Below are 21,048 nucleotides of genomic sequence, written 5' to 3'. Positions count from 1 at the left end.
CGCTTGTCGCATGTGTTGGAGCGACGCACGCTGGACCCATGACGAACGACAAGGTGTGGTTCCTGACCGGCGCGTCGCGGGGCTTCGGGCGCCTGTGGGCCGAGGCCGCGCTGCGGCGCGGTGACCGGGTCGCCGCGACGGCGCGGGACGTGCGCACGCTCGACGGCCTCGTCGCCGCCCACGGCGACGCCGTGCTCCCGATCTCGCTCGACGTCACCGACCGCCCGGCGGTGATCGACGCCGTCCGCCGGACCGTCGAGCACTTCGGCCGGCTCGACGTCGTCGTGAACAACGCGGGGTACGGGCACTTCGGTGCCGTCGAGGAGCTGAGCGAGGACGAGATCCGTGCGCAGATGGAGACCAACTTCTTCGGCGCACTGTGGGTGCTGCAAGCCGCCCTGCCCGTCCTCCGCCGCCAGCGCAGCGGACATCTCGTCACCGTGACGAGCGAGGGTGGCGTCCGCGCGTTCCCCGGGATCGGCGCGTACCACGCGTCGAAGTGGGCGGTGGAGGGGCTTACGCAGTCCCTCGCCGGCGAGGTCCGCGAGCTCGGGATCCGCGTCACGAACGTCGAGCCCGGCCCGTACGCGACGGGGTGGCTCGACGCCACCCGGCACAGCGCGCCGCTGCCGGACTACGACCACGTCCGGGACTCCGCGGGAACCTTCGACGTCGGGGACCCGGAGGCGACGGTCCCCGCGCTGCTCGCCGTCGTCGACGCCGAGGACCCGCCGCTGCGGGTGTTCTTCGGCCGGTCGTTCGAGGCCGTCCGAGCGCAGTACCTGGCACAGATCGCGGAATGGGAGCGCTGGCAGGACGTGGCCCTGGAAGCGTTCGGGCCGGTCCGGGCCGGATGACCGGTGCGGGCCGGCGCCCGCACCGGAACCGGATGCGTTCGCCACCGCACGAATCCGGCGGGGTCGGCGGATCGGTGTGAGGATCAGGTCTCCGTCGACGGCGAGGGGCCCGCGATCATGACCGCACCGACCACCCCGTACACCGAGCTGGGCGAGGCTCTGGGCACCGACTTCTTCTCGGTGCGCGACCAGTTCACCGACGAGCAGTGGCAGCGCTTCGCCGACACCCGCACGTTCGTCGACTCCGAGGTCCTCCCCGACATCAACGACTACTGGGAGCGCGCCGAGCTGCCCTGGCACCTGTTCCGGCGGCTGCCGGAGCTCGGGGTCGTCGGCGAGGACATCCAGGGCTACGGGGCGGCCGGGATGAGCCCGCTCGCGCTCGGCCTCGTGCACATGGAGCTGCACCGCGGCGACGGCTCGCTCGGCACGTTCCTCGGGGTGCACGCGGGCCTGGCGATGAAGGCGATCGCGATGTGCGGCTCGGAGGAGCAGAAGCAGCGCTGGCTGCCGTCGATGTCGACCATGGACTCCCTCGGCGCGTTCGCGCTGACCGAGCCGATGCACGGCTCGGACTCGGTCGCGCTGGAGACCACCGCGACCCGCGACGGCGACCACTGGGTGCTGCGCGGGTCCAAGCGCTGGATCGGCAACGGCAGCGTCGCGGACCTGGTGGTCGTGTGGGCGCGCGACACCGACTCCGGGGAGGTGCTCGGGTTCGTCGTCGAGACCCCGGCGGAGGGATACCGGGCCACCGTCATCCCGGGGAAGGTGTCGCTGCGGGCGCTCTGGCAGGCCGACATCGAGCTGGACGGGGTCCGGGTGCCGGAGGAGAACCGGCTGGCGCGGGCCCGGACGTTCGCCGACTGCGCCGCGGTGCTGGCCACCACCCGGGGCACCTGCGCCTGGATGGCACTGGGCCACGCGACCGCCGGCTACGACGCCGCCCTGCGCTACGCCCTGGAACGCGAGCAGTTCGGCAAGCCGCTGGCGAGCTTCCAGATCGTGCAGCAGCGGCTCGTCGCGATGCTCGCCGACCTGACCGGCATGCAGCTCTACTGCATGCAGTCCGCGCGCCTGGCCGAGGCGGGGAAGCTGTCCCCGACCGTCGCGGGGCTGGCGAAGATGCACAACACCCGGACCGCCCGCAAGATCCTCTCCGAGGCACGGGACCTGCTGGGTGGCAACGGCATCCTGCTGGAGCACCACGTCGTGCGGCACTGGGCCGACATCGAGGCCATCCACACCTTCGAGGGCACCGAGACGATCCAGACCCTCATCGTGGGCCGCGACGTGACCGGGATCAGCGCGTTCACCTGATCCCGGCCGGCACAGGTCAGGCGGGCAGGTCGCGCGGGCCGGGCTTCTCGCGGCCGAACCGGCGGGCCAGGTCGGCCTCGACACGGCGGTCCGAGCGCCGCTCCAGCCACCGCCGCCCCCGGGCCGTCCGCGCGACGAGCAACGACTCGACCAGGTTGCGCAGCACCTGCGACGGCCACATCCACGGCGCGGTCACCGGCAGGTCCAGGTCGCGCAGGCCCTCGGCGCGCAGGAACACCCGCAGCAGCGACAGCAGCCGTCGCCGCTCCCAGGCGCCGCGGAGCCGGTCGATCCGGCCGCCGGTCCGCTCGCTGCGCAGCCCCTCGACCAGGGCGCCCGCGAGCTGCGGGCCTGCCGGGGTGACCTCGCCCTGGGCCAGCACGATGTGGTGGTTGAACGCGTTCTGCTCGCGCTCGCTGTCGAACAGCCAGTCGTCGTCGACGCCGATGAGCCACCCGACGTAGCGCCACAGGTGCATGATCGCGGCGCCGTCGGCACGCGGGACGTGCCGTCCGAGCAGGCGGCAGCCGAGGATCGCGGTGCTGTTGAACAGCCCGAGCGTGGCCGCGGCGTCGGACTGGTTGATCGGCAGACCGTGGGTGTCGACGTCGTAGCGGTCGCCGCGTTCGAACCGCTCCGCGACGAGCGCGTGCATCGCACGCACGTGCAGCGTGGCCGCCCAGCCCTCCCCACCGGGCTCCATGCCGCCGGGGCGGCTGACGGCGAACGCCCACGCCTGGGTCTCGCCGAGGCGTCGCATGGCGCCGGCGCCGGTGAGCCCGCCGGTGCGGACGAGCAGCTCGGTGGGGCCGCCGTAGCGGTAGCCGCCGATCAGCGACAGGCCGAGCAGGACGTCGTCGCGGCTGCGGCCGAGCCTGCGGTAGGCACGGGCGCCGCGTTCGAGCAGGTCCCGGTCGAGCCAGTCCGGGTCCGGGGTGACGGCGGCGAAGAAGTCCCGCAGCGCGGGCGGCGCGTCGGCCGGCGCGGCACCCGCGGCGAGCGCGGTGTGCAGGGCGCGCATGGTCACCCGCTGCGGGTCGTCTCGGTCGCGGCCCATCGCGCGGGCCAGGGCGGCGCCGGTCTCGTCGCGGGTGAGCATCCGGCGGCCGATCTCGGCCAGCAGTGCCGGGTCGGGGTCGCGGACCCCGGCGACCAGGCCGAGCGGACGGGCGATGCGCGCCGCGCGTTCGGGCGCACTGTGGAAGCGTCGCGGGGCGACGGGCGGCTCTGCCAGCATGGACGAATGCTGACACGAGCAAATGCTCGCTTTCAACGCGCGTTCCGGGGCACCCGGTGACCGCCCGCCGGGCCCGGCGAGGCGAGCCGCGCCAGGAGCGGTCCCGGGCGATGGTGGAGCGGATCGTCGCCGCGGGCCGGGAGGTACTGGTCACCCGCGGGTACGACGGCGCGTCGACGAACCGGATCGCGGCCGTCGCCGGGGTGTCGCCCGGGTCGCTCTACCAGTACTTCCCGGACAAGGACGCGGTGCTCACCGAGGTGCTGGACCGCTACCTCGACGCGATGGAGGCTCGCGTCTCGCGCGCGTTCCTCGACTCGGTCGCCACGGCCGGGCCGGGCGCCGGGACCGCCGCGGCGGTGCGCGCGACGCTGGACGCGCTGCTCGACACGTTCGGCGAGGAGCCGGACCTGCTGCGGGTGATCGTCGAGCAGCTGCCGCGCTCCCCCGGCGGGCGCCGCGCCGCGTTCGCCGGCCGGATCGACGACCTGGTCACGACGGTGCTGCTGACCCGCGGAGCCGGGGACACCGACGCGGCGCGGGCCGCGGCGTGGACGGTCGTGCGGACCGTCGAGCACCTGACCACCGGCTACGTGCTGGAGCGGCCGGGGTTCGCGCGGGAGGTCGTCGTCGACGAGCTGACCGCGCTGGTGGCGGGCTACCTGGACGCGCGCCTGTCCGGTGGGCGGGTGGCGTCCGACGGGCCGTCCTGACCGGGCTCGACCGGGAGTCCGGCCGCGGCCCATGCGCGGAACCCGCCGACGACGTCGGTCGCCCGGTGCAGTCCGATGTCCTGCAGCGACGCGGCGGCCAGACTGGAGCTGTAGCCCTCCGAGCAGAACAGCACCCAGGTGACGTCGTGGTCGACGGCCTCGGGGACGCGAGCGTCGGAGGTCGGGTCGAGCCGCCACTCCAGGTGGTTGCGCTCGATCACCAGCGCGCCGGGGATCTGCCCCTCCTCGCGGCGCTGCCAGCCCGGCCGGGTGTCGACCAGGTGCGCCCCGGCGGCGGCGAGCTCCGCGGCACGCTGCGGAGTGGGCCGGTCGAGCCGGGCGCGGGCGGCGACGAGCAGGTCGGCGACGGTGCGGCTCATCCGACACCCTGCCCGGGTTCGACGAGCTCCGTGCGGGTGCGGCGCAGGCGGTGGTGCCCGGTGGTGCCCGCGACCTCCTCGACGTCGTAGTACGACATCGCCGACAGCGGCGGCGAGTAGGCGTGCACGCTCACCGCGGGGGCCTCGGCGGTGTTGGCGACGTCGTGCACGTGGCCCAGCGGGAACCCGGCGCCGCGGCCGTGGCGCAGGGTGCGGGTGCGCAGCCCGGACGGGCCGCTCCAGCGGCGCTCGGTCAGCGAGCCCGACACCACGGTCAGCGCGCCGAGAGAGCCGGCGTGGTCGTGCAGCTCCGCGATCTGCTCGGTGGCCCAGCTGATCAGCCAGACGTCGACGAAGCCGTCGCTGCGCAGCAGCCGGTACCAGCGACGGTCCGGGTCGACGACGACCTCGTGCTGCCCGGCGCGCACCTCGGCGGCGATCTCGCGGGTCAGCTCCTGCAGGTCCTCGATGCCGTACGGGGTGGGCGCGGTGACGGGCCGCGCGTGCGGGACACGCGGCCGGGGGCGGGCGGGACCGTGCCCGGGACGGGTCGAGCGGGGAACGGACAGACCGGTGGGCACGGAGGCAGGCGCGGACACGGGAGTACTCCAGGAAGAGGTCGGGCGAGCGTGGTCGAGGGACTCAGCTCGGGCGACAGCCCTGGTCGAAGTGGTCGGCGCGACGGGTCCCCCACAGGGGTCCGAGGGTCGCTGCCTGACTCATGTCCCGCATGCCATCACAGCGACGGGCACCGTTTCAACCCGCCGTCCGACCCGCGGGAGGACCCCGCGGGTGTCCGGACAGGTCGGGTCAGGCGCCGTCGTCGTCGGACATGCCGATGACGGTGTCGAGACCCGACAGGACCAGCGAACGACGGGCCTGGCTGCCGGCGGGCGCGACGAGGGTCAGCGCGGCCCCTCCTGCCCGCATCCGGCGCGCGACCTCCGACAACAGGGCCATCCCGGCGCTGCTGACGAACGCCTCACCGGGCAGGTTCAGGGTGATCGGCAGCCCGCGGTCGACGTGCTCCATCAGCGGGGCCCGGATCGCCGAGACCCCACCGAGGTCGAGGTCGCCGACGATCCCGATCCGCACGCCGTGCGCGTCCGGGACGGCACGCAGCCGGGCGCGGACGGTGCCGTCGTCACCCTCGCCGGACGAGGTGTCGTCCCGGTCGCGGTCCCGTTCGGGCTCCCCGGCGACGAACTCCACCGGCGGACCCGCGCCCGGGGTGCCCACCTCGACCGGGATCGCGGGCAGCAGGAACCGCACGGTGGTGCCGGAGTCCGACGCGTCGATGTGCACGTCACCGGCGAGCTCGCGGATGAGCGCGATGCCGCGGCCGCGGTAGCCGGGGTCGGCCGGCGGGGGCCGCCAGCGTCCGCCGTCGGTGACGCGCACCGCGACCGAGCCGTCCGCGGTCAACGCCAGGTCGACGTCGACACCGGCACCTCCGTCGGTGTCCTCGGGCAGGTAGGCGTGCTCGATGGAGTTGGTGGCGGCCTCGCCGACGGTCAGCTGTAGGTCGCTGACCGCGTCCGGGCCCATCCCGCACCGCGCGGCCCAGGCCGCCACCGCGCGACGCAGCGGGGCGAGCCGTTTCGGGTCGGCCTCGATCGCGATCCGCAGCGGCGGCGGCATCAGCCGGGCGACGACGACGACCGTGTCGTCCGGGATGACCATCCCCTCGGACATCCGGTGCAGCAGCGTGTCCGCCATGTCGCGGGGCTGCGCGGCGGACAGCTCGTCGAACGCGGCGGACAGCCGGGCCAGGCCGTCGTCGATGACCTCGTCACGGCGTTCGAACAGACCGTCCGAGCAGAGCAGGATCGTCTCGCCGGGTTCCATCCGGTCCACGGCCTCGGGGAACGGGGGCCGACCCGAGATCCCCAGCGGCACGCCGCGGCCCTCGGACAGCGTCCGCACCCCGTCCGGGCCGGCGACCAGCGGCGGGGGGTGCCCGGCGCTGGCGTAACGCATCTCGCCGGACCCGGTGTCGATCGTCGCGATGGCCACGGTGCTGGCCATCGCGCCGCGCACCCGCAGCGCGTACTGGTCGAGCTGCTCGAGGGCCCGCGCCGGGGGCTGGCCGTTGACCAGGTTCGACGCGACCGCGGACCGCAGCTGCCCCATCACCGCGGCCGCCGCCGGGCCGCGGCCGACGACGTCGCCGACGACGAGCGCCACCAGGTCGTCGCCGAGGTCCAGGACGTCGAACCAGTCGCCTCCGGCCTCGGTGCCCTGGGTTCCGGGGCGGTAGCGGGTGGCCAGCGACAGCCGTTCGATGTCGGGCAGGCGCTGGGGCAGCAGGCTGCGTTGCAGGGTGACCGCGACCTCGTGCTCCGCCTGGTGCAGCTGGGCGCGGACGATCGCCTGCGCGCACTGGTTGGCCAGCGTGAGCACGAAGCTGCGCTGCTCGGGGGTGAACACCGGCTCGACCGGGAACCGCAGCCCGATGACGCCGATGGGGCGGGCCGCGACCATCAGCGGCACCGCGGTCTGCACCGGGTAGCGCCGGACCTCGCCCTCGGCGGGCTCGCCGGCGTTCCAGATCGGCTCGCCGCTACTGACGGCGCGGCTCAGCGGGTGCGCGCGGCCGGGGGTGCGCATCGGCGGGCCGTCGGCCGGCCAGCCGGACTCGCGCAGCAGCGAGAGCGTGCCGCCCTCGTCGACCACGAGCACCGCGACCGCCTCGGCCCCGATCGAGATCCGGCCGTGCTCGACGACGACCTCGGCGACCGACTCCAGGTCGGTGGCCCTGGCCAGCCCGGTCGCGACCGCGCCGAGGCGCTCGGCGAGCCGGCGGGCCTCGGTCTCGGCCTCCAGCATCGAGGCCCGGTCCAGCGCCTGCGCGGCGAGCTCGGCGACGGAGACGGCCGCCTCCTTGTCCGCGTCGGACAGCCGTCGTTCGGTCAGCATGGCGACCGCGAGGACCCCGAGCGAGCGCCCACCGGCGACGAGCGGCAGGTAGCCGATGGTCTGGGCGTGGTCCGGTGCGATGCCGATGGCCGCGGGGTAGCGCGTCGCCCACTCGTGCGCGGTGGTGAACCACAACGGCTCGTGCCCGGACAGGACCTCGGTGAACGCCAGCGGCGCGTCGGTCCGGATCCGGGCGGCCCGCTGCCACATGTCGCGGTCCCAGCCGTGCCCGGTGAGCGCCTGCAGCCACTCGCCCCGGACCTCCCAGAGCCCGGCGTGGTCGGCGGCGAGCAGGTCGACGATGTGGTCGGCGGCGATGGCGGCGACCTCACCGGGGGTCGCGGCGGCCGACATCTTGGCGGTGGCCCGGTGCAGCAGGCCCAGGCGCTGGGCCGAGGCGCGTTCCTGCTCCAGCAGGCGGGCGTTGTCGACGGCCAGCCCGGCCCGGCGGCCGATCTCGGACAGCAGGTCCAGGTCGTCGTCGGTGTAGGGGTCGCCGGTCTCGGTGCGGACGACGGTCAGCACGGCGCTGGTGCGGCCGCGAGCGGGCAGCGGCACGACCATCACCGAGGTCATGCGCAGCCGGGTCCAGGCCCGGCGCTGGGTGGGTGCGAGCCGGCTCAGGACCTCGTCGAGGTGGGCGGCGTCGAGGATCTCGGGGCGGCCGTCGTCGGCGGCGGGGACCAGCGGGGCGAGCCGCCACAGTGAGGGTTCCAGCGCCGAGCGCTCCGCGGCCACGGCGAGGGTGCCGGTTCCGGTGACCGCGTCGCCGTCGTGGACGACCGCGATGTCGGCGAGCCGGTCCTCGACGACGGCCCGGACGAGCTGATCCGTGCGTCCGGTGCGGGTGATCTCCCGTTCCAGGGACTCGGCGACCTCGGAGTAGATGCGGTGCCGGCGCTGCTCACGGTGCTGGACGTCGATGTCGAGACAACCGCCGACGTAGCCCGCGGAGCGTTCGCCGTCGCGCACGGGAGCGCCCCGGTCGAGCACCCAGCGGTAGCGGCCCGCCCGGTCCAGGAGCCGGTACTCGACCTCGAACGGCGCGTGCGCGCGGGCGGCGGCGGAGGTCACCGAGCGGTAGCGCTCGCGGTCGTCGGGGTGGATGCGGCGGCGCCAGTCGTGGCCCAGCTCCTGCGCGGCGTCCTCGACGCCGGTGAAGTCCAGCCAGCCGCGGTTGACGAACAGCCGGTGCCCGCCGGGGTCGTCGACCCAGATCAGCGCCGGGGTGGAGTCGGCCATGGCGCGGAACTGCAGCTCGGCGGCCCGGCGGACCCGGCCGAGATGCAGGTGGTTCGCGACCCTCGCGAGCAGCTCGCGGGCGGAGAACGGGCGGACCAGGTAGTCGTCGGCGCCGGCGGCGAAGCCCTCGACGGCGGCCTCCTCCCCGGCCCGCGACGACAGCAGCACGACCGGCACCCCGACCGTGCGGGGGTCCGACCGCAACGCCCGCAGGAGCTCGATGCCACCGTTGCCGGGCAGCGCCGCGTCCGCGACGACCAGGTCCGGCGGGTCGGTGCGGGCGGACTCCAGCGCGGCCGAGCCGTCGGCGACGACCCGCACGGTCCAGCGTTCGGTGAGCAGGTCGCGCAGGTAGCCACGCATCTCGCGGTCGTCGTCGACGACGAGCACCCGGTCTCGGTGGTCGACCTCCAGCCCGTCGACGACCGACCCGTCCACCGAGCGGCCGCGGGCGAGGACCGGCGGGACGTCGGCGGGCTCGTCGGGCAGCCAGCGCAGCGCCTCCGCGACGTAGGGCGCGGCGAGCTGCGGGGCGGATCGGGACCCGCCCCGGGCCCGGACGAGGCGTTCGGGGGCAGATGGGCGAAGCCCAGCGGCAGCCGCACGGTGAACGTGCTGCCCGCGCCGGGGTCGCTGGTCACGCCGATGGTGCCGCCGTGCAGGCGGACCAGCTGGCGGATCAGCGGCAGGCCGAGGCCGCTGCCGTCGCCGCTGCGGCCGTGCCGCCGGGTGGGCCGGTGGAAACGGTCGAACACCGCCTTCAGCTCACCGTCCTCGATGCCGGCGCCGGTGTCGGAGACCCGCAGCACGACCTGCTCGCCGTCCTGGGCGAGGTCGACGGTGATCCCGCCCTCGCGGGTGTACTTGACCGCGTTGCTGAGCAGGTTGAGGACGATCTTCTCCCAGGCGTCGCGGTCCACCCAGACCGGCCGGGCCTGCGGCGGGCAGGTCACCGACAGCTCCAGCCCGGCCCGTTCGACGACTGGCGCGAACGCGTCGACGAGCGCCGCGGTGGTCTTCCCGATCTCGGTCGGCGCGAACATGCCGTCGTACCTGCCGGTCTGCAGGGCGGAGACGTCCAGCAGACCGTCGACGAGCTTGAGCATCCGCTGGGCGTTGCGCTGCGCGAGCTCCACCTGGGTGCGGACGGCGGCGTCGTCGTGGTCGCGCAGCCGCTCCAGCGGTCCGAGGACGAGGGTCAGCGGGTCACGGAACTCGTCGCCGAGACCGGCGTAGTACTCGGCACGGGCCTGCTCGACCAGGCCGGCGTCGTCGCGCCGGTCGCGCTCGCGGTCGCGGGCGAGCGCGGCGGTCAGCAGGCCACCGATGGTGCCCGCGATCAGCCGCAGGAACGAGCGGTGGTCGTCGTCGAGCGGGAGCAGTGGCGGCGCCCCGATGACGACGGCGACGCCGGTCGACCCGTCGGGGGTGTACACCGTGGACCGCACGACGTCGGTGACCGGGGCACCGTCGTTGCCGTGGACCTCCACCGGGTCGACGGCGAGGAACTCGACGTCGGTGGCGCGGTCGGAGTCGAGGCCGTCCGGGAGCCAGCCCGCGGGCGGCGCGTCGATGCGGACGGTGGCCAGTGGGCCGGGGTCGGCGCCGATCGCCGTCACGACGGCGCAGCCGACGTCGTCGGGCAGGTCGGTCAGGACCGTGCAGAGCCGTTCGACGGCGATGTCGAGGGTCGGGGCGTCACGGGACACCTCGCCGAGCGCGGCCAGGATCGTCATGCGCCGGCCGCCGACCACCTGGGCCGTGGACTCGGCGGTGAAGACGATCAGACCCCGGACGTCGCCGTCGGGGCCACGGACGGGGGTGGCGGAGTAGGTCCACCACGTCGCCTCCGGCACGTCCCACCGCCGCAGCACCAGGCGGTCGTCGCGCCGGTAGATGCCGTCGCGCCGGCCGCCGAGCATCTCCTCCAGAACTCCGGAGAGATGAGCGAAGGCCTCGGGCCAGGCGTCGCGCAGCGGTGTGCCGAAGCCCCCGGGATGACGCAGGCCCGCGTGCGGGACGAACTCGTCGTTGTAGAACACGACGAGCTCGGGTCCCCACCACGCGACGAGCGGCTGGCGGCTCTCCAGGATGAACCGGATGGTGTCCTCGAGCTCGCGGTCCCAGGTGTCGCGCGCGCCGAGCGGGGTCGCCGACCAGTCGATCGTCGCCAGCAGGTCGCGGACGGGGACGTACTCATCCTCCGTCCGCCGGTCGAACCGATCCACCGTGCGCGCCACCCCGTTCTGCCGTTCCGGCCCCAGGATCGCACCACCGGTGCGGATCCGGCGCGGTGAGGCGGGAGATCGCTCGGGTCAGGTCACCCGACGGGCCGCGTCGCGGTGCCGGTCGAGCCAGTCCCGCAGGTCCGCGAGCGGGGCCGCCCGGCCCGGTTCGTGGTAGATCTCGTGCCAGAAGTCGTCGTACCAGAGCACGGTGGTGTCGGCGGACCCGGAGCGCTCGTCGAGCAGCCGGGTGCCCGCCGGGTCGGTGAGCCGGTCCGCGGTGCCGTGCTGCACGAGCAGCGGGATCCGCAGCTCGGCGGCCCGGACGGGCAGCTCGGCCATCTGCCGGTAGATCTCCGCGCCGAGGGCCAGGGTGGGGCGGCCGTGGTGCACGAGCGGGTCGGCGTCGTAGTCGGCGACGACGGCCGGGTCCGAGCTGATCGCGGACGTGTCGATCCCGACCGGGCGGACCGTGGGCAGCACCTTCGCGACGACCGACAGCAGCGGGACGAGCGCGGCCGGGACGGCGTCGGAGGCCAGCGCGGGAGCGGACAGCACGAGTCCGTCGAGGCGGTTCTGGTGGCGCAGCGCGTAGGCGAGCGCGATCTGGCCGCCGAGGCTGTGCCCGAGCAGGAACACCGGGATGCCGGGGTGGCGGGCGATCGTCTCGCGACGGAACGTCTCGAAGTCGGTGAGCAGGTCGTCGTAGCGGCGGACGTGCACCCGGGTGCCGCCGGAGCGGCCGTGGCCGCGGTGGTCGAGGCCGTACACGGCCCAGCCGTCGGGGACCAGGGTGTCGACGACGGTGGCGTAGCGGCCGGAGTGCTCGCCGATGCCGTGACTGACGAGCAGGACGCCGGTCGGCTCCTCGGCGGGGAGGCGGCCCTGCCAGAACAGCTCGATGCCACCGACCCCGGGGAGCCGTCCGTGGACCTCCGTGGTGCCGGTCATCAGCCCGCCAAGTCGTGCCGCACGTCGTCGCCGGCGACGAGCTCGACCTCCACGCCAGGGCCGTCGCCCGCGGTGAGCAGGTAGCGGCCGGGGTCGAGGTCGGTGAGGCGGTAGGTCCCGTCCGCCGCGGCGGTCGACGAGGCGACCGGGTCGCCGTCCTGGGAGAGCACGACGACGCTGCCCGCGGGCGCCGAGCCGTGAACGGCGGCAGCAGCGACCAGGCGCAGGGTGGTGCCGGCCTGGTCGTCGCCGACGGTGCAGGTGGCGACGCCGGGCAGGTACCCGTCGGCACGGGCGACGACGACGAACGCCCCGGCGCCCGGCGCCGTGACCTGCGCCGTCCCGTCGGCGTCGGTGGTCGCGGAGCCGAGGGGCCCGCCGGAGCGGTCGCGCAGCGCGACCTCGGCGCCGCGCAGCGGGGCGTCGGTGGCGTCGACGACGCGGACCTCGACGTCCTGCGGCGCGGTGCCCGGTACGACCGTCGACGGCGCGGGGCCGGTCCGGGGAACGGACAGGGCCACGTCCTCGGCGCGGTCGGGGCGGACGGCGGTGGTCGGGCCGGCGTGCACGAGGGCCTCCTCGGCCTCCGGGGCGGTCGTGGACCGCTCCGGGATGGTGGGGTCCGGGGTCGGGGCCTCGGCCTGCTGATCCTGCTCCTGCAGTCCCTGCTCCCGCGGCTCCTGCTCCTCTGGTCCCTGCTCGTGCGGCTCCCGGTGGAGCGGGGCCGGGGCAGTCGTGCCGTCCTCCGTCGGGCCGTCCCCCATCGGTCCTCGAACAGGGGCGACCTCGGGGGCCGCGGTGTCGTCGAGAGCCGCGGTGTCATCGGGAGCCGTTGGGGCGTCGGCGGTGTCTTCCGCGTTGTCCTCTGTGGGGCTGCTGTCGGCAGCGGGCGTCCCGCGCAGCGACGGGGCGAGGTGCCGCGGCCCGCTCCCCGGGCGCACGGACCGCAGGACCCGCGGGGCGGGCCGGGGCGGCGGCTCGGGGTTGTCGCCGGTCTCGCGCGCGGCGCGGCCGCCGGCGGCCGCGAGCCCGATCGACGGGATCCGGCTCACCGGGGAGGTGTCGGTGGCGGTCTCGGGCGCGCCGGCCTGCTCGGGGACGCAGCCCGCCCAGGTGTGCGGGGTCGAGATGCGGTCCCGGGCCTCGCGGAACTCCCGCTCGGTGTCCGGGTCGGCCGGGGCGCGCACCGCCGTGCGCTCCGACGGCAGTGCCGTGACCCGCCGGACCAGGTCCGGGTCGAACGGTGCGCGGGCCTGGACCGTGGTGGCGGGCTGGGCCTCGTCGACCTCGTCGTCGCCCTCGTCGGCGGCCTTCTCGTCGGCGGCCTTCTCGTCGGCGGCGGCCCCGGCGGCGGCGCCGGCCGCAGCAATCCCCGCGGCGGTGGCCCTGGCGGTGGCACCAGCGGTGGCACCAGCGGACGGGGTCCCGGCGGACGCGGCACCCTCGGTGTCCTCCGAGGACGCGGCGGCGGGCTCCCCGGTGGCGGTCGTCGACGTGTCCCCGCCGACCGCGTTGCCGGAGGTGGGCGTGCTGATGTCCGGCGCCGAGCTGTCCGGGCCCGGGCCGCCGGCCACGGTCACCTCGTCGGCGGCACGGGCGGCCGGGTCCGCGACGGCCCGTCGCCGCACGAACGGCGTCGGGGCCGGGGTCCGCCGGACCGGTGCCGGCTCGACGGGCTCGAGCGGCTTGCCGTCCTTGAACCCGCGCGACCAGGGCGGGCCGACCGGCCCGGCGCTCACGTCGGGGGTGACCCGCGGGACCGCCGGCAGCTCGTCGGTGGGGTCGGACGCGTCGACCGCCTCGGTGATGTCGGGCGCCGACGACGAGGGGCCGAACTCCTCCACGGTGTCCGCGACGGCGGGGGTCCGCGGACGCTCCTCCCGCGGGCCGACCACGGCGACGGGCGTGGTCGCGGAGGCCGCGTCAGCGGGATCGTCGTCCACCGCGGCGGCGGCCCCGGCGTCCGCACGGTCCGTGGGCTGCTCCTCGTCGGCCTCGGGCTCCGGCAGGTCCTCGTCCACCGGGGACACCGGGGAAGGGGACGCGGGAGGTGCCGGCGACGGGTCGGGCGCGGGCCTGCGCGACCCGCCGTCGAGGCCGCGGGCGCGGCGGTCGACGAGATCGGCGACGGTGCGCGGACGGTCCTCTTCGGACGACGCGACGTCGTCCTCCCGGCCCCGTCCCCACCGCAGGAACCCGGCGATCCCGACGGCCACCAGCACCACCACCACAACCAGCCCGAGCAGGGCCCACGTCGACATCTGGAAGTCCTCCTGCCGGAGCTGCGCGAACCGTCGTCCACGACACGGTGCGGCCCAGGAGGAGGTGCCCGTCGCCGGGCCCCGCTGCCCGGCCGGTCACGGTGACCCGCTCGGCGCATCCGGCGACGCACCGTAGCACCGCGGACCCCCTGACCGGGGGTGAGCGGAGGCGTCCCGCGTGTCGGTCACCGACGTTGCCCGTCTCACCCCGTGCGGCCGGGCCGGACCGCTGCTCATCCGCCAGGATCGACCCATGACCAGCGACCCGGTGACCCCCGAGCTCGCCGAGATCGCCGACGCCCACGGCGTCGCGACCTCGTACCTCGACGGCAGCAGGACCGAGCAGCGGATCGACGCGGAGGTGGTCCGCACCGTCCTCGGGTTGCTGGAGGTCGACGTCGCCTCCCCCGACGCGGAACGCGTGGCACTCGCCGGGGCCCGCGAGCGCGCCGGCGCCGGGGCGCTGCCGCCGACGATCGGGCTGCGCAGCGACCGTTCCCGCGCCGTGCCGGGCCGCGGGCGGCTGACCGCCGTCGACGGCGCACGGGGCGAGCAGGGCTGGGCCCGTGACGTCGACGGCGAGCTCCCCGCCGGGCTGGAGCCGGGCCGCTACGCGCTGGAGACGACGGCCGGGCGGGCCCACGTCGTCGTCGCACCGCCCACGCTGCCCGACCCGCCCCGGACCTGGGGATGGATGCTGCAGCTCTACGCCCTGCACTCGCGCGGGTCGTGGGGCATCGGCGACCTGGGCGACCTGACCACGCTGATCCGCGGCGGGCACGGGGCGGGCGCGGTGCTGCTCAACCCGCTGCACGCGATCACCCCGGTGCCGCCGGTGCAGCCCTCGCCGTACACGCCGTCCTCGCGCCGCTACGCCACCCCGCTGGCGCTGCGGATCACCGACCTGCCCGCCTACGCGGCCGCCGACGCCGCCACCCGCGCCGAGGTCGACGCGCTGCGTCCGGAGACGACCGGTGACCGGATCGCCCACGACCGCGTGTGGGCGGCGAAGCGGTCCGCGCTGGAGGCGCTGTGGCGCAGCGCCGGCCACCCCGACGGCGATCCCGACGACGACCTGCGCCACTTCGCGACCTACTGCGCCCTCGCCGAGCGCTACGGCGGCCGCTGGTCGCTGTGGCCTGCGGAGCTGCGCCGGCCGGACGGCCCCGGGGTCGCCGCGGCCCGCGAGGAGCTGGCCCCACGGGTCGCGTTCCACGCGTGGGTGCAGCGCCAGGCCGAGGCCCAGCTGGCCGCGGTCCGTGCCGCCGCGAAGGACGCGGGCATGCCGGTCGGGGTCATCCACGACCTCGCCGTCGGCTGCGATCCCGAGGGCGCCGACGCGTGGATGCTGCAGGACGTGCTCGCGCTCGACGCGACGGTCGGTGCCCCGCCGGACGCGTTCAACCAGCGCGGCCAGACGTGGGGTCTGCCGCCGTGGCGCCCGGACCGGCTCGCCGACACCGGCTACGCCGCGTTCGGCGACATGACCCGCGCGCTGCTCGCGCACGCCGACGGCCTGCGGATCGACCACGTCATGGGGCTGTGGCGGCTGTGGTGGGTGCCCTCCGGGCAGACCGCCGACCGCGGCACCTACGTCCACTACGACGCCGACGCGATGCTCGCCGTCCTGCTGCTGGAGGCCCACCGCGCGGGCGCGCTGGTCGTCGGTGAGGACCTGGGCACGGTGATACCGCGGATCCGCGAGGACATGGCCGAGCGGAACCTGCTGGGCTCGACGGTGCTGTGGTTCTCCCGCGACCCCGACCCCGTGACCGGCGGCGACGACGGTCCGCTGCGCCCGCCGCGCCGCTGGCCGGAGCGGTCGGTCGCGACGATCTCCACCCACGACCTGCCGACCGCGCCCGGGTTCCTGGCCGGCGAGCAGGTGCGGGTGCGCGCCGAGCTGGGGCTGCTCGACGACCCGACGACCGAGGAGGCGAAGGCGGGCGCCGAGCGGGACGAGCTGCTGGCGCTGCTGACCGCGGAGGGGCTGCTCGACTCCCCGGACGAGACCGACGAGGACACGATCGTGGTCGCGCTGCACGCGCTGCTGGCGTCGGCGCCGTCGCGGCTGGTCCTGGCCTCCCTCTACGACGTGCTGGGCGAGACCCGGCAGCCGAACCTGCCCGGCACCGTCGACGAATACCCGAACTGGCGGATCCCGCTGCCGGTGTCGCTGGAGGACGCACTCGCCGACGACCGGGTCCGCCGCGTCGCCGAGGTGCTGCGCGCCCGGACCGGCGACGACGGCTGACCCGCGGCCCTGGCAGGATGCCGCCCCGATGAGCGTCGAGAACACCTCCGCGGGAATGGACCCGACCGCCGTCGACCTCGTGCGGGCCGACGGCACCGCCGGTGCGCTGTGGCAGGCCTGGACCACCGGCGAACGGATCGCCGCGCTGCCGGAGCTGCTGCGCCCGCGCAGCCTCGCCGAGGGCTTCAGCGCGCAGCGCAGGCTGTCGGAGCGGGCCGGGCCGTCCTACGGCTGGAAGCTCGCGGCGACCGCGCCCGCCGGGCAGACCCACATCGGTGTGGACGCCCCGCTGCCGGGGGCGCTGTTCGAGCGGTTCCGGCACTCCCCCGGCGACGTGGTGCCCTCCGACGACCTGCACATGGCCGTCGCCGAGGCGGAGTTCGCGTTCGTCATGGGCGCGGCGGTCGGCGCCGACGCGACCCGCGAGGAGCTCCGGGCCGCGGTCGCCGCCGTGCACGGCGCGGTGGAGCTGCCCGAGTCGCGGTTCACCGACTTCGTCGCGGCCGGGGCGCCGTCGATGCTGGCCGACGCCGCCTGCGCCGGGCGGTTCGTGCTGGGCCCGGAGCTGCCCGGTGCCCTCGACCTGGACCTCGCGTCGACCCCGACCACCCTCCGGGTCGACGACGCCACGGCGACCGGCTCCGGCGCGGCCGTCCTCGGCGACCCGTGGGCGGCACTGGCCTGGCTCGCCGACGTCCTGCCCGGCTACGGGCTCCGGCTGGAGGCGGGCACGGTCGTCACCACGGGGACGACGACCACCCCCGTGCCCGTGCACCGCGGCGCGCGGGTCCGTGCGAGCTTCGGCGACGACCTCGGCTCGGTGGAGTTCAGCCTCGCCTCGTGACCGGCCGGGCGTCAGCGCACGACGTTCAACGCCCCCGCCGCGCAGCGGATGCGGATCGCGGTCCCGGCCGCGACCTCGTCGACCTCGCCGTCGATCTGCACCGGCATCGGCCCGCACGCGGTGAACCGGAAGTCCGATGTGGACGGCTGCCGACCGAGTCCGGAGAACGCAGCCCGGGCGGCCACCCACAGCTGCTTCCACTTCGGACGGTGCTCCAGCAGCACGACCTCGAACCGGCCGTCGTCGGGACGGCTGGTGGCCGACAGCTCGGCGACCTTGGCCATCTCGCCGATGTTGGCGAAGACCAGGTTGTCGATCCGGCGCCGGTCGCCGCGGGAGAACTCCACCTCGAACGGGGTGAACGCCCAGAACGCCCGCACCGTGGTGATGACCTCCCGGATGCTGCCCTTGCCGCCCTTCTCGATCTGCAGCGCGACGACCGGGGTCAGCCCGAACCCGATGTAGGAGTGCGCGTAGCGCGGCGGGTCCTCGTCGCGGTGCATCTCGAGCAGGTCCATCGGCTCGGGGCGGCCGTCGAGGATCGCCTCGGCCAGCGGACGACGTGCGGTGACGCGGTCGTGGTCGTTCGCGTTCCCGGCGGCCAGCACGGCGGCCGCGGCGGCGGTGCCCGGTACGTCCATGATCCCGTTGACGACCTCGTTGTAGCCGCCGTCGCCGGACGCCGAGACGATGAGCGGGCGCCCACCGGCGGACGCGGCGTCCCTGGCGATGACCCGGGCGTGCCCGGCGTACTCGGTGGGTACGAGCCGCACGCTGAGCTCGGGCCGGGCGGCGTGGAGCTCGTCGCGCAGCTGTTCGGCGAGCACATCGGCATCCCCGGTACTGCCCGGGTTGAAGACCACCAGCACGGAGTCGATCGGCTCAGCCACGCGCACACCGTAGACGCCTGCGGCCCCGCCACCGTTGCGGCACGGTGGGAGTCATGGATCTGCAACTGAACGGGCGTCGGGCGATCGTGACGGGCGGGAGCCGCGGCATCGGGTTGGCGACGGCCAGGGCACTCGCCGCCGAGGGTGCCCGGGTCGCGTTGTTCGCGCGTGACGCCGGGGCCCTGGAGTCCGCCGCGGCCGCGCTGCGCGCCGAGGGGGCACCGGAGGTGCTCGCCGTCGCGGTCGACACCACCGACGACGACGCGGTCCGCCACGGCGTCGCCGTGGTCGCGGACCGGCTCGGTGGGGTGGACGTGCTGGTGAACGCCGCCGCGCGACCGGCGAGCGCGGGCCCGCCGACCGACCTGGCCTCCATCACCGACGACGCGGTGCGGGTCGAGCTGGAGACGAAGGTGCTCGGCTACCTGCGGTGTGCGCGGGCCGTCGCGCCGCTGATGCGCGCGCAGGGGTGGGGCCGGATCGTGAACGTCAGCGGCCTGAACGCGCGGAAGTCGTCGTCGCTGGTGGGGTCGGTGCGCAACGTCGCGGTGGCCTCGATGACGGCGGCACTCGCCCAGGAGCTGGGTCCGCACGGCATCAACGTGACGGTCGTGCACCCCGGTGCCACCGAGACCGAGCGGACGCCCGCCGCCCTCGCCGCGCGGGCGGAGTCGGCGGAGATCACCGAGGCGCAGGCGCGCGCGGAGCTCGACGCGACGACGACGATCGGCCGCATCACGACCGCCGCGGAGGTCGCCGACGTCATCACCTTCCTCTGCTCGCCCCGTTCGGTCGCCGTCACCGGGGACGCCGTCGCCGCGGGTGGAGGGACACCGGGGGTCGTGCACTACTGAGGCCCGGCGGGCGGACCGCCGCCGCCCGCCCGCAGCGCCGGATCGGCCCGGAGTGCCCTCCCGGATGGCACGATGGTCGGATGGAGGGGACCCGCGTGGACCGGTGGCTGTGGTCGGTGCGCCTGGCCAAGACCCGCGCCGACGCCGCGACGGCCTGCCGCGGCGGGCACGTGCGGATCAACGACCGGCCCGCGAAGCCGGCGGCGACGGTGCAGGTCGGCGACCGGGTACGGGTGCGGGTGTACGACCGGAACCGGATCGTCGAGGTCACCCGGGTGATCGAGAAGCGGGTCGGCGCGCCGATCGCGCAGGAGTGCTACATCGACCACACCCCGCCGGAGCCGACCGCCGCGGGGCAGCCGCTGTTCGCCCACCGCGACCGCGGGGCGGGGCGTCCGACGAAACGCGACCGCCGGATGCTCGATCAGCTGGGGCTGTCCCGCCGCACCTCCTAGGCCGGTGTGAGGATGGGGGCATGTACGACGCCCTCATGCGCCACGTGCTCCGGCACCTCCCGTCCGAGCCCGCGCACCGGATGGGGTTCGGTGTGGTCCGCGCACTCGGGACCGCGCCCGTCGTGGGTGAGCGGGTCGCGGAGCGGCTCGCTCCGTCGGACCCCGTGCTGCGCACCCGGGCGCTGGGTCTGGAGTTCGCCGGCCCACTCGGTCTGGCCGCCGGTTTCGACAAGGACGCCGAGGGTGTTCTCGCGCTCGGCAGGCTCGGGTTCGGAGCGGTAGAGATCGGGACGGTGACCGGGCGGGCGCAGCCCGGGAACCCACGGCCCCGCCTGTTCCGGCTGGTCGACGACGCCGCCCTGGTCAACCGGATGGGCTTCAACAACTCCGGTGCCGGGACCGTCGGGCCGCGCCTCGCCGCGCTGCGCACCCGCCCCCGGCCGGGGATGCCGGTGCTGGGGGTCAACATCGGCAAGAGCAAGGCGGTGCCCGCCGAGGACGCGGCGTCGGACTACCGCGCGAGCGCCGCGGCGCTGGGCGCCTACGCCGACTACGTCGTGGTCAACGTCAGCTCACCGAACACCCCCGGTCTGCGGGACCTGCAGCAGGTCGACGTGCTGGAGCCGCTGCTCGTCGCGGTGCGCGAGGAGCTGGACCGGGTCTCCGGCGGTCGTCGTGTCCCGCTGCTCGTGAAGATCACCGTGGACCTGGCTCCGGAGGACCTCGACGCCGTGGCCGACCTGGCCCGGCGCCTGCGCCTCGACGGGGTCGTCGCCACGAACACGACCGTGTCACGCGACGGCCTGCGCACCGCTCCCGACGTCGTCGCCGCGGCCGGTGCCGGCGGCTTGTCCGGACGCCCGTTGACCGAGCGTGCCCGGTCGGTCGTCCGCCAGCTGCGCACTCGGCTCGACGACGGCCAGGTCGTCATCTCCGCCGGTGGGATCGCCGACGCGGAGGAGGCCTACCGACGGATCCGCTCCGGTGCGGCGCTGGTCCAGGCCTACACCGGGTTCATCTACGGCGGTCTGCTCTGGCCCGCGCGGGTCCACCGGGAGCTCGCGGCGCTGCTGCGCGCCGACGGTTTCTCGTGTGTCGACGACGCTGTGGGTGCCGATCTCTGAGGGCTTTGGTGGCTGGTGTTGCCGCCGGGGGTGGCTGGTGTTGCTGCCGGCGGTTGTTCTCGGCCGACTGGGTGCCTCACAAGCGAGACTCCGCCTGTGTGTGCCTTATTGGCCCTGGCGTGCTCTCTCGCCGGTGGTGGAGAGTCGCGGGCTAGCCGGTGGTGCAGGGTCACGTCTTATCGATGGTGCAGAGTCGGGTGCCGAGCAGCGTCATCGGTGGAGCAGCGTCATCGGTGGACCGGGGGTCGCCGTGGCCCCGGCCCCGGGCCGAGTCCCCGCCCACTCTCACCCCGCATCGCCCTGCCTTACCGCGCCTCATCCATCGCCGCGGGTGCGTTCGACCTCGCACACCGTCCTACGACCTCGCAGACCCTGCAGCAGATGCGAGGTCACAGAAACCTGTGCCCCGTGCCCCGCCCGGCTCACAGCCGGCGCAGAACAGAACAGAACGGGACAGAACGGGACGGGACGGGACGGGACCGACTCCACAACCGAAAGCGGGCCCAGAGCACAGGCACACAA

General features: G+C 75.3%; 15 protein-coding genes and 1 pseudogene. 8 read left to right on the top strand and 8 right to left on the bottom strand.

Annotated elements, in window-relative coordinates; genetic code table 11:
- The first annotated feature begins 38 nt into the window (after positions 1 to 38).
- Positions 39 to 857, top strand: coding sequence for an SDR family NAD(P)-dependent oxidoreductase (locus Ae331Ps2_RS12770; RefSeq protein WP_075308699.1), 819 nt, complete (start codon positions 39 to 41; stop codon positions 855 to 857).
- A 117-nt stretch (positions 858 to 974) separates the two neighbouring features.
- Positions 975 to 2,177: an acyl-CoA dehydrogenase family protein gene (locus Ae331Ps2_RS12765; RefSeq protein ID WP_075308701.1), complete on the top strand. Its 1,203-nt coding sequence runs from the start codon at positions 975 to 977 to the stop codon at positions 2,175 to 2,177.
- A gap of 16 nt (positions 2,178 to 2,193) precedes the next feature.
- Here Ae331Ps2_RS12765 and Ae331Ps2_RS12760 read toward each other — a convergent pair whose 3' ends face one another.
- On the bottom strand, positions 2,194 to 3,414 hold the full coding sequence (locus Ae331Ps2_RS12760) for an oxygenase MpaB family protein (protein ID WP_020626312.1): 1,221 nt from the start codon (positions 3,412 to 3,414) through the stop codon (positions 2,194 to 2,196).
- A gap of 56 nt (positions 3,415 to 3,470) precedes the next feature.
- On the opposite strand from Ae331Ps2_RS12760, the gene Ae331Ps2_RS12755 reads away from it, so the two are divergent.
- Complete coding sequence (locus Ae331Ps2_RS12755) at positions 3,471 to 4,127, top strand: TetR/AcrR family transcriptional regulator (RefSeq protein ID WP_212611742.1); 657 nt, start codon at positions 3,471 to 3,473, stop codon at positions 4,125 to 4,127.
- Here Ae331Ps2_RS12755 and Ae331Ps2_RS12750 read toward each other — a convergent pair.
- The 6 genes and pseudogenes from Ae331Ps2_RS12750 to Ae331Ps2_RS30430 all read right to left on the bottom strand — a co-directional run bounded on the left by Ae331Ps2_RS12750 (position 4,073) and on the right by Ae331Ps2_RS30430 (position 14,105).
- Complete coding sequence (locus Ae331Ps2_RS12750) at positions 4,073 to 4,507, bottom strand: rhodanese-like domain-containing protein (RefSeq protein ID WP_075308705.1); 435 nt, start codon at positions 4,505 to 4,507, stop codon at positions 4,073 to 4,075. The two genes, Ae331Ps2_RS12755 and Ae331Ps2_RS12750, sit on opposite strands and share 55 nt — an antisense overlap.
- Positions 4,504 to 5,106, bottom strand: a complete 603-nt coding sequence (locus tag Ae331Ps2_RS12745) for a cysteine dioxygenase family protein (RefSeq protein ID WP_249265246.1) — start codon at positions 5,104 to 5,106, stop codon at positions 4,504 to 4,506. Before Ae331Ps2_RS12745 ends, Ae331Ps2_RS12750 begins: the two co-directional genes overlap by 4 nt.
- Before the next feature lie 211 nt (positions 5,107 to 5,317).
- The gene (locus tag Ae331Ps2_RS33220) at positions 5,318 to 9,058 is read right to left on the bottom strand and encodes a SpoIIE family protein phosphatase (protein WP_075308707.1); all 3,741 of its coding nucleotides are present in this window, start codon (positions 9,056 to 9,058) and stop codon (positions 5,318 to 5,320) included.
- Between the two features lie 212 nt (positions 9,059 to 9,270).
- Positions 9,271 to 10,404, bottom strand: a pseudogene (locus Ae331Ps2_RS33215) (sensor histidine kinase); the annotation flags it as partial.
- A 579-nt stretch (positions 10,405 to 10,983) separates the two neighbouring features.
- Complete coding sequence (locus tag Ae331Ps2_RS12730; RefSeq protein WP_075308716.1) at positions 10,984 to 11,844, bottom strand: alpha/beta hydrolase; 861 nt, start codon at positions 11,842 to 11,844, stop codon at positions 10,984 to 10,986.
- Positions 11,844 to 14,105, bottom strand: a complete 2,262-nt coding sequence (locus tag Ae331Ps2_RS30430; protein WP_083695509.1) for a carboxypeptidase-like regulatory domain-containing protein — start codon at positions 14,103 to 14,105, stop codon at positions 11,844 to 11,846. Before Ae331Ps2_RS30430 ends, Ae331Ps2_RS12730 begins: the two co-directional genes overlap by 1 nt.
- Before the next feature lie 253 nt (positions 14,106 to 14,358).
- On the opposite strand from Ae331Ps2_RS30430, the gene malQ reads away from it, so the two are divergent.
- Both malQ and Ae331Ps2_RS12710 read left to right on the top strand, forming a co-directional pair.
- A complete protein-coding gene (malQ, locus tag Ae331Ps2_RS12715) occupies positions 14,359 to 16,359 on the top strand; it encodes a 4-alpha-glucanotransferase (RefSeq protein WP_075308717.1) in 2,001 nt (666 codons plus the stop codon).
- Between the two features lie 28 nt (positions 16,360 to 16,387).
- Positions 16,388 to 17,203: a 2-keto-4-pentenoate hydratase gene (locus Ae331Ps2_RS12710; RefSeq protein ID WP_233147401.1), complete on the top strand. Its 816-nt coding sequence runs from the start codon at positions 16,388 to 16,390 to the stop codon at positions 17,201 to 17,203.
- Positions 17,204 to 17,214: 11 nt separating this feature from the next.
- On the opposite strand, the gene Ae331Ps2_RS12705 is transcribed toward Ae331Ps2_RS12710, so the two are convergent.
- A complete protein-coding gene (locus Ae331Ps2_RS12705; protein WP_020625969.1) occupies positions 17,215 to 18,093 on the bottom strand; it encodes a diacylglycerol kinase family protein in 879 nt (292 codons plus the stop codon).
- 53 nt (positions 18,094 to 18,146) lie between these two features.
- Between Ae331Ps2_RS12705 and Ae331Ps2_RS12700 the strand changes: the two genes are divergently transcribed.
- The 3 genes from Ae331Ps2_RS12700 to Ae331Ps2_RS12690 all read left to right on the top strand — a co-directional run bounded on the left by Ae331Ps2_RS12700 (position 18,147) and on the right by Ae331Ps2_RS12690 (position 20,526).
- Positions 18,147 to 18,947 carry an SDR family NAD(P)-dependent oxidoreductase gene (locus Ae331Ps2_RS12700; RefSeq protein WP_075308718.1) on the top strand — a complete coding sequence of 267 codons (801 nt, stop codon included), beginning with the start codon at positions 18,147 to 18,149 and terminating at the stop codon, positions 18,945 to 18,947.
- Positions 18,948 to 19,027: 80 nt separating this feature from the next.
- Complete coding sequence (locus Ae331Ps2_RS12695; RefSeq protein WP_020625426.1) at positions 19,028 to 19,402, top strand: RNA-binding S4 domain-containing protein; 375 nt, start codon at positions 19,028 to 19,030, stop codon at positions 19,400 to 19,402.
- 20 nt (positions 19,403 to 19,422) lie between these two features.
- On the top strand, positions 19,423 to 20,526 hold the full coding sequence (locus Ae331Ps2_RS12690; RefSeq protein ID WP_020625425.1) for a quinone-dependent dihydroorotate dehydrogenase: 1,104 nt from the start codon (positions 19,423 to 19,425) through the stop codon (positions 20,524 to 20,526).
- Positions 20,527 to 21,048 lie beyond the last annotated feature (522 nt).

The organism is Pseudonocardia sp. Ae331_Ps2, from assembly GCF_001932405.1.
GTDB lineage: Bacteria > Actinomycetota > Actinomycetes > Mycobacteriales > Pseudonocardiaceae > Pseudonocardia.
This window is presented reverse-complemented; position numbering and strand designations above follow the sequence as displayed.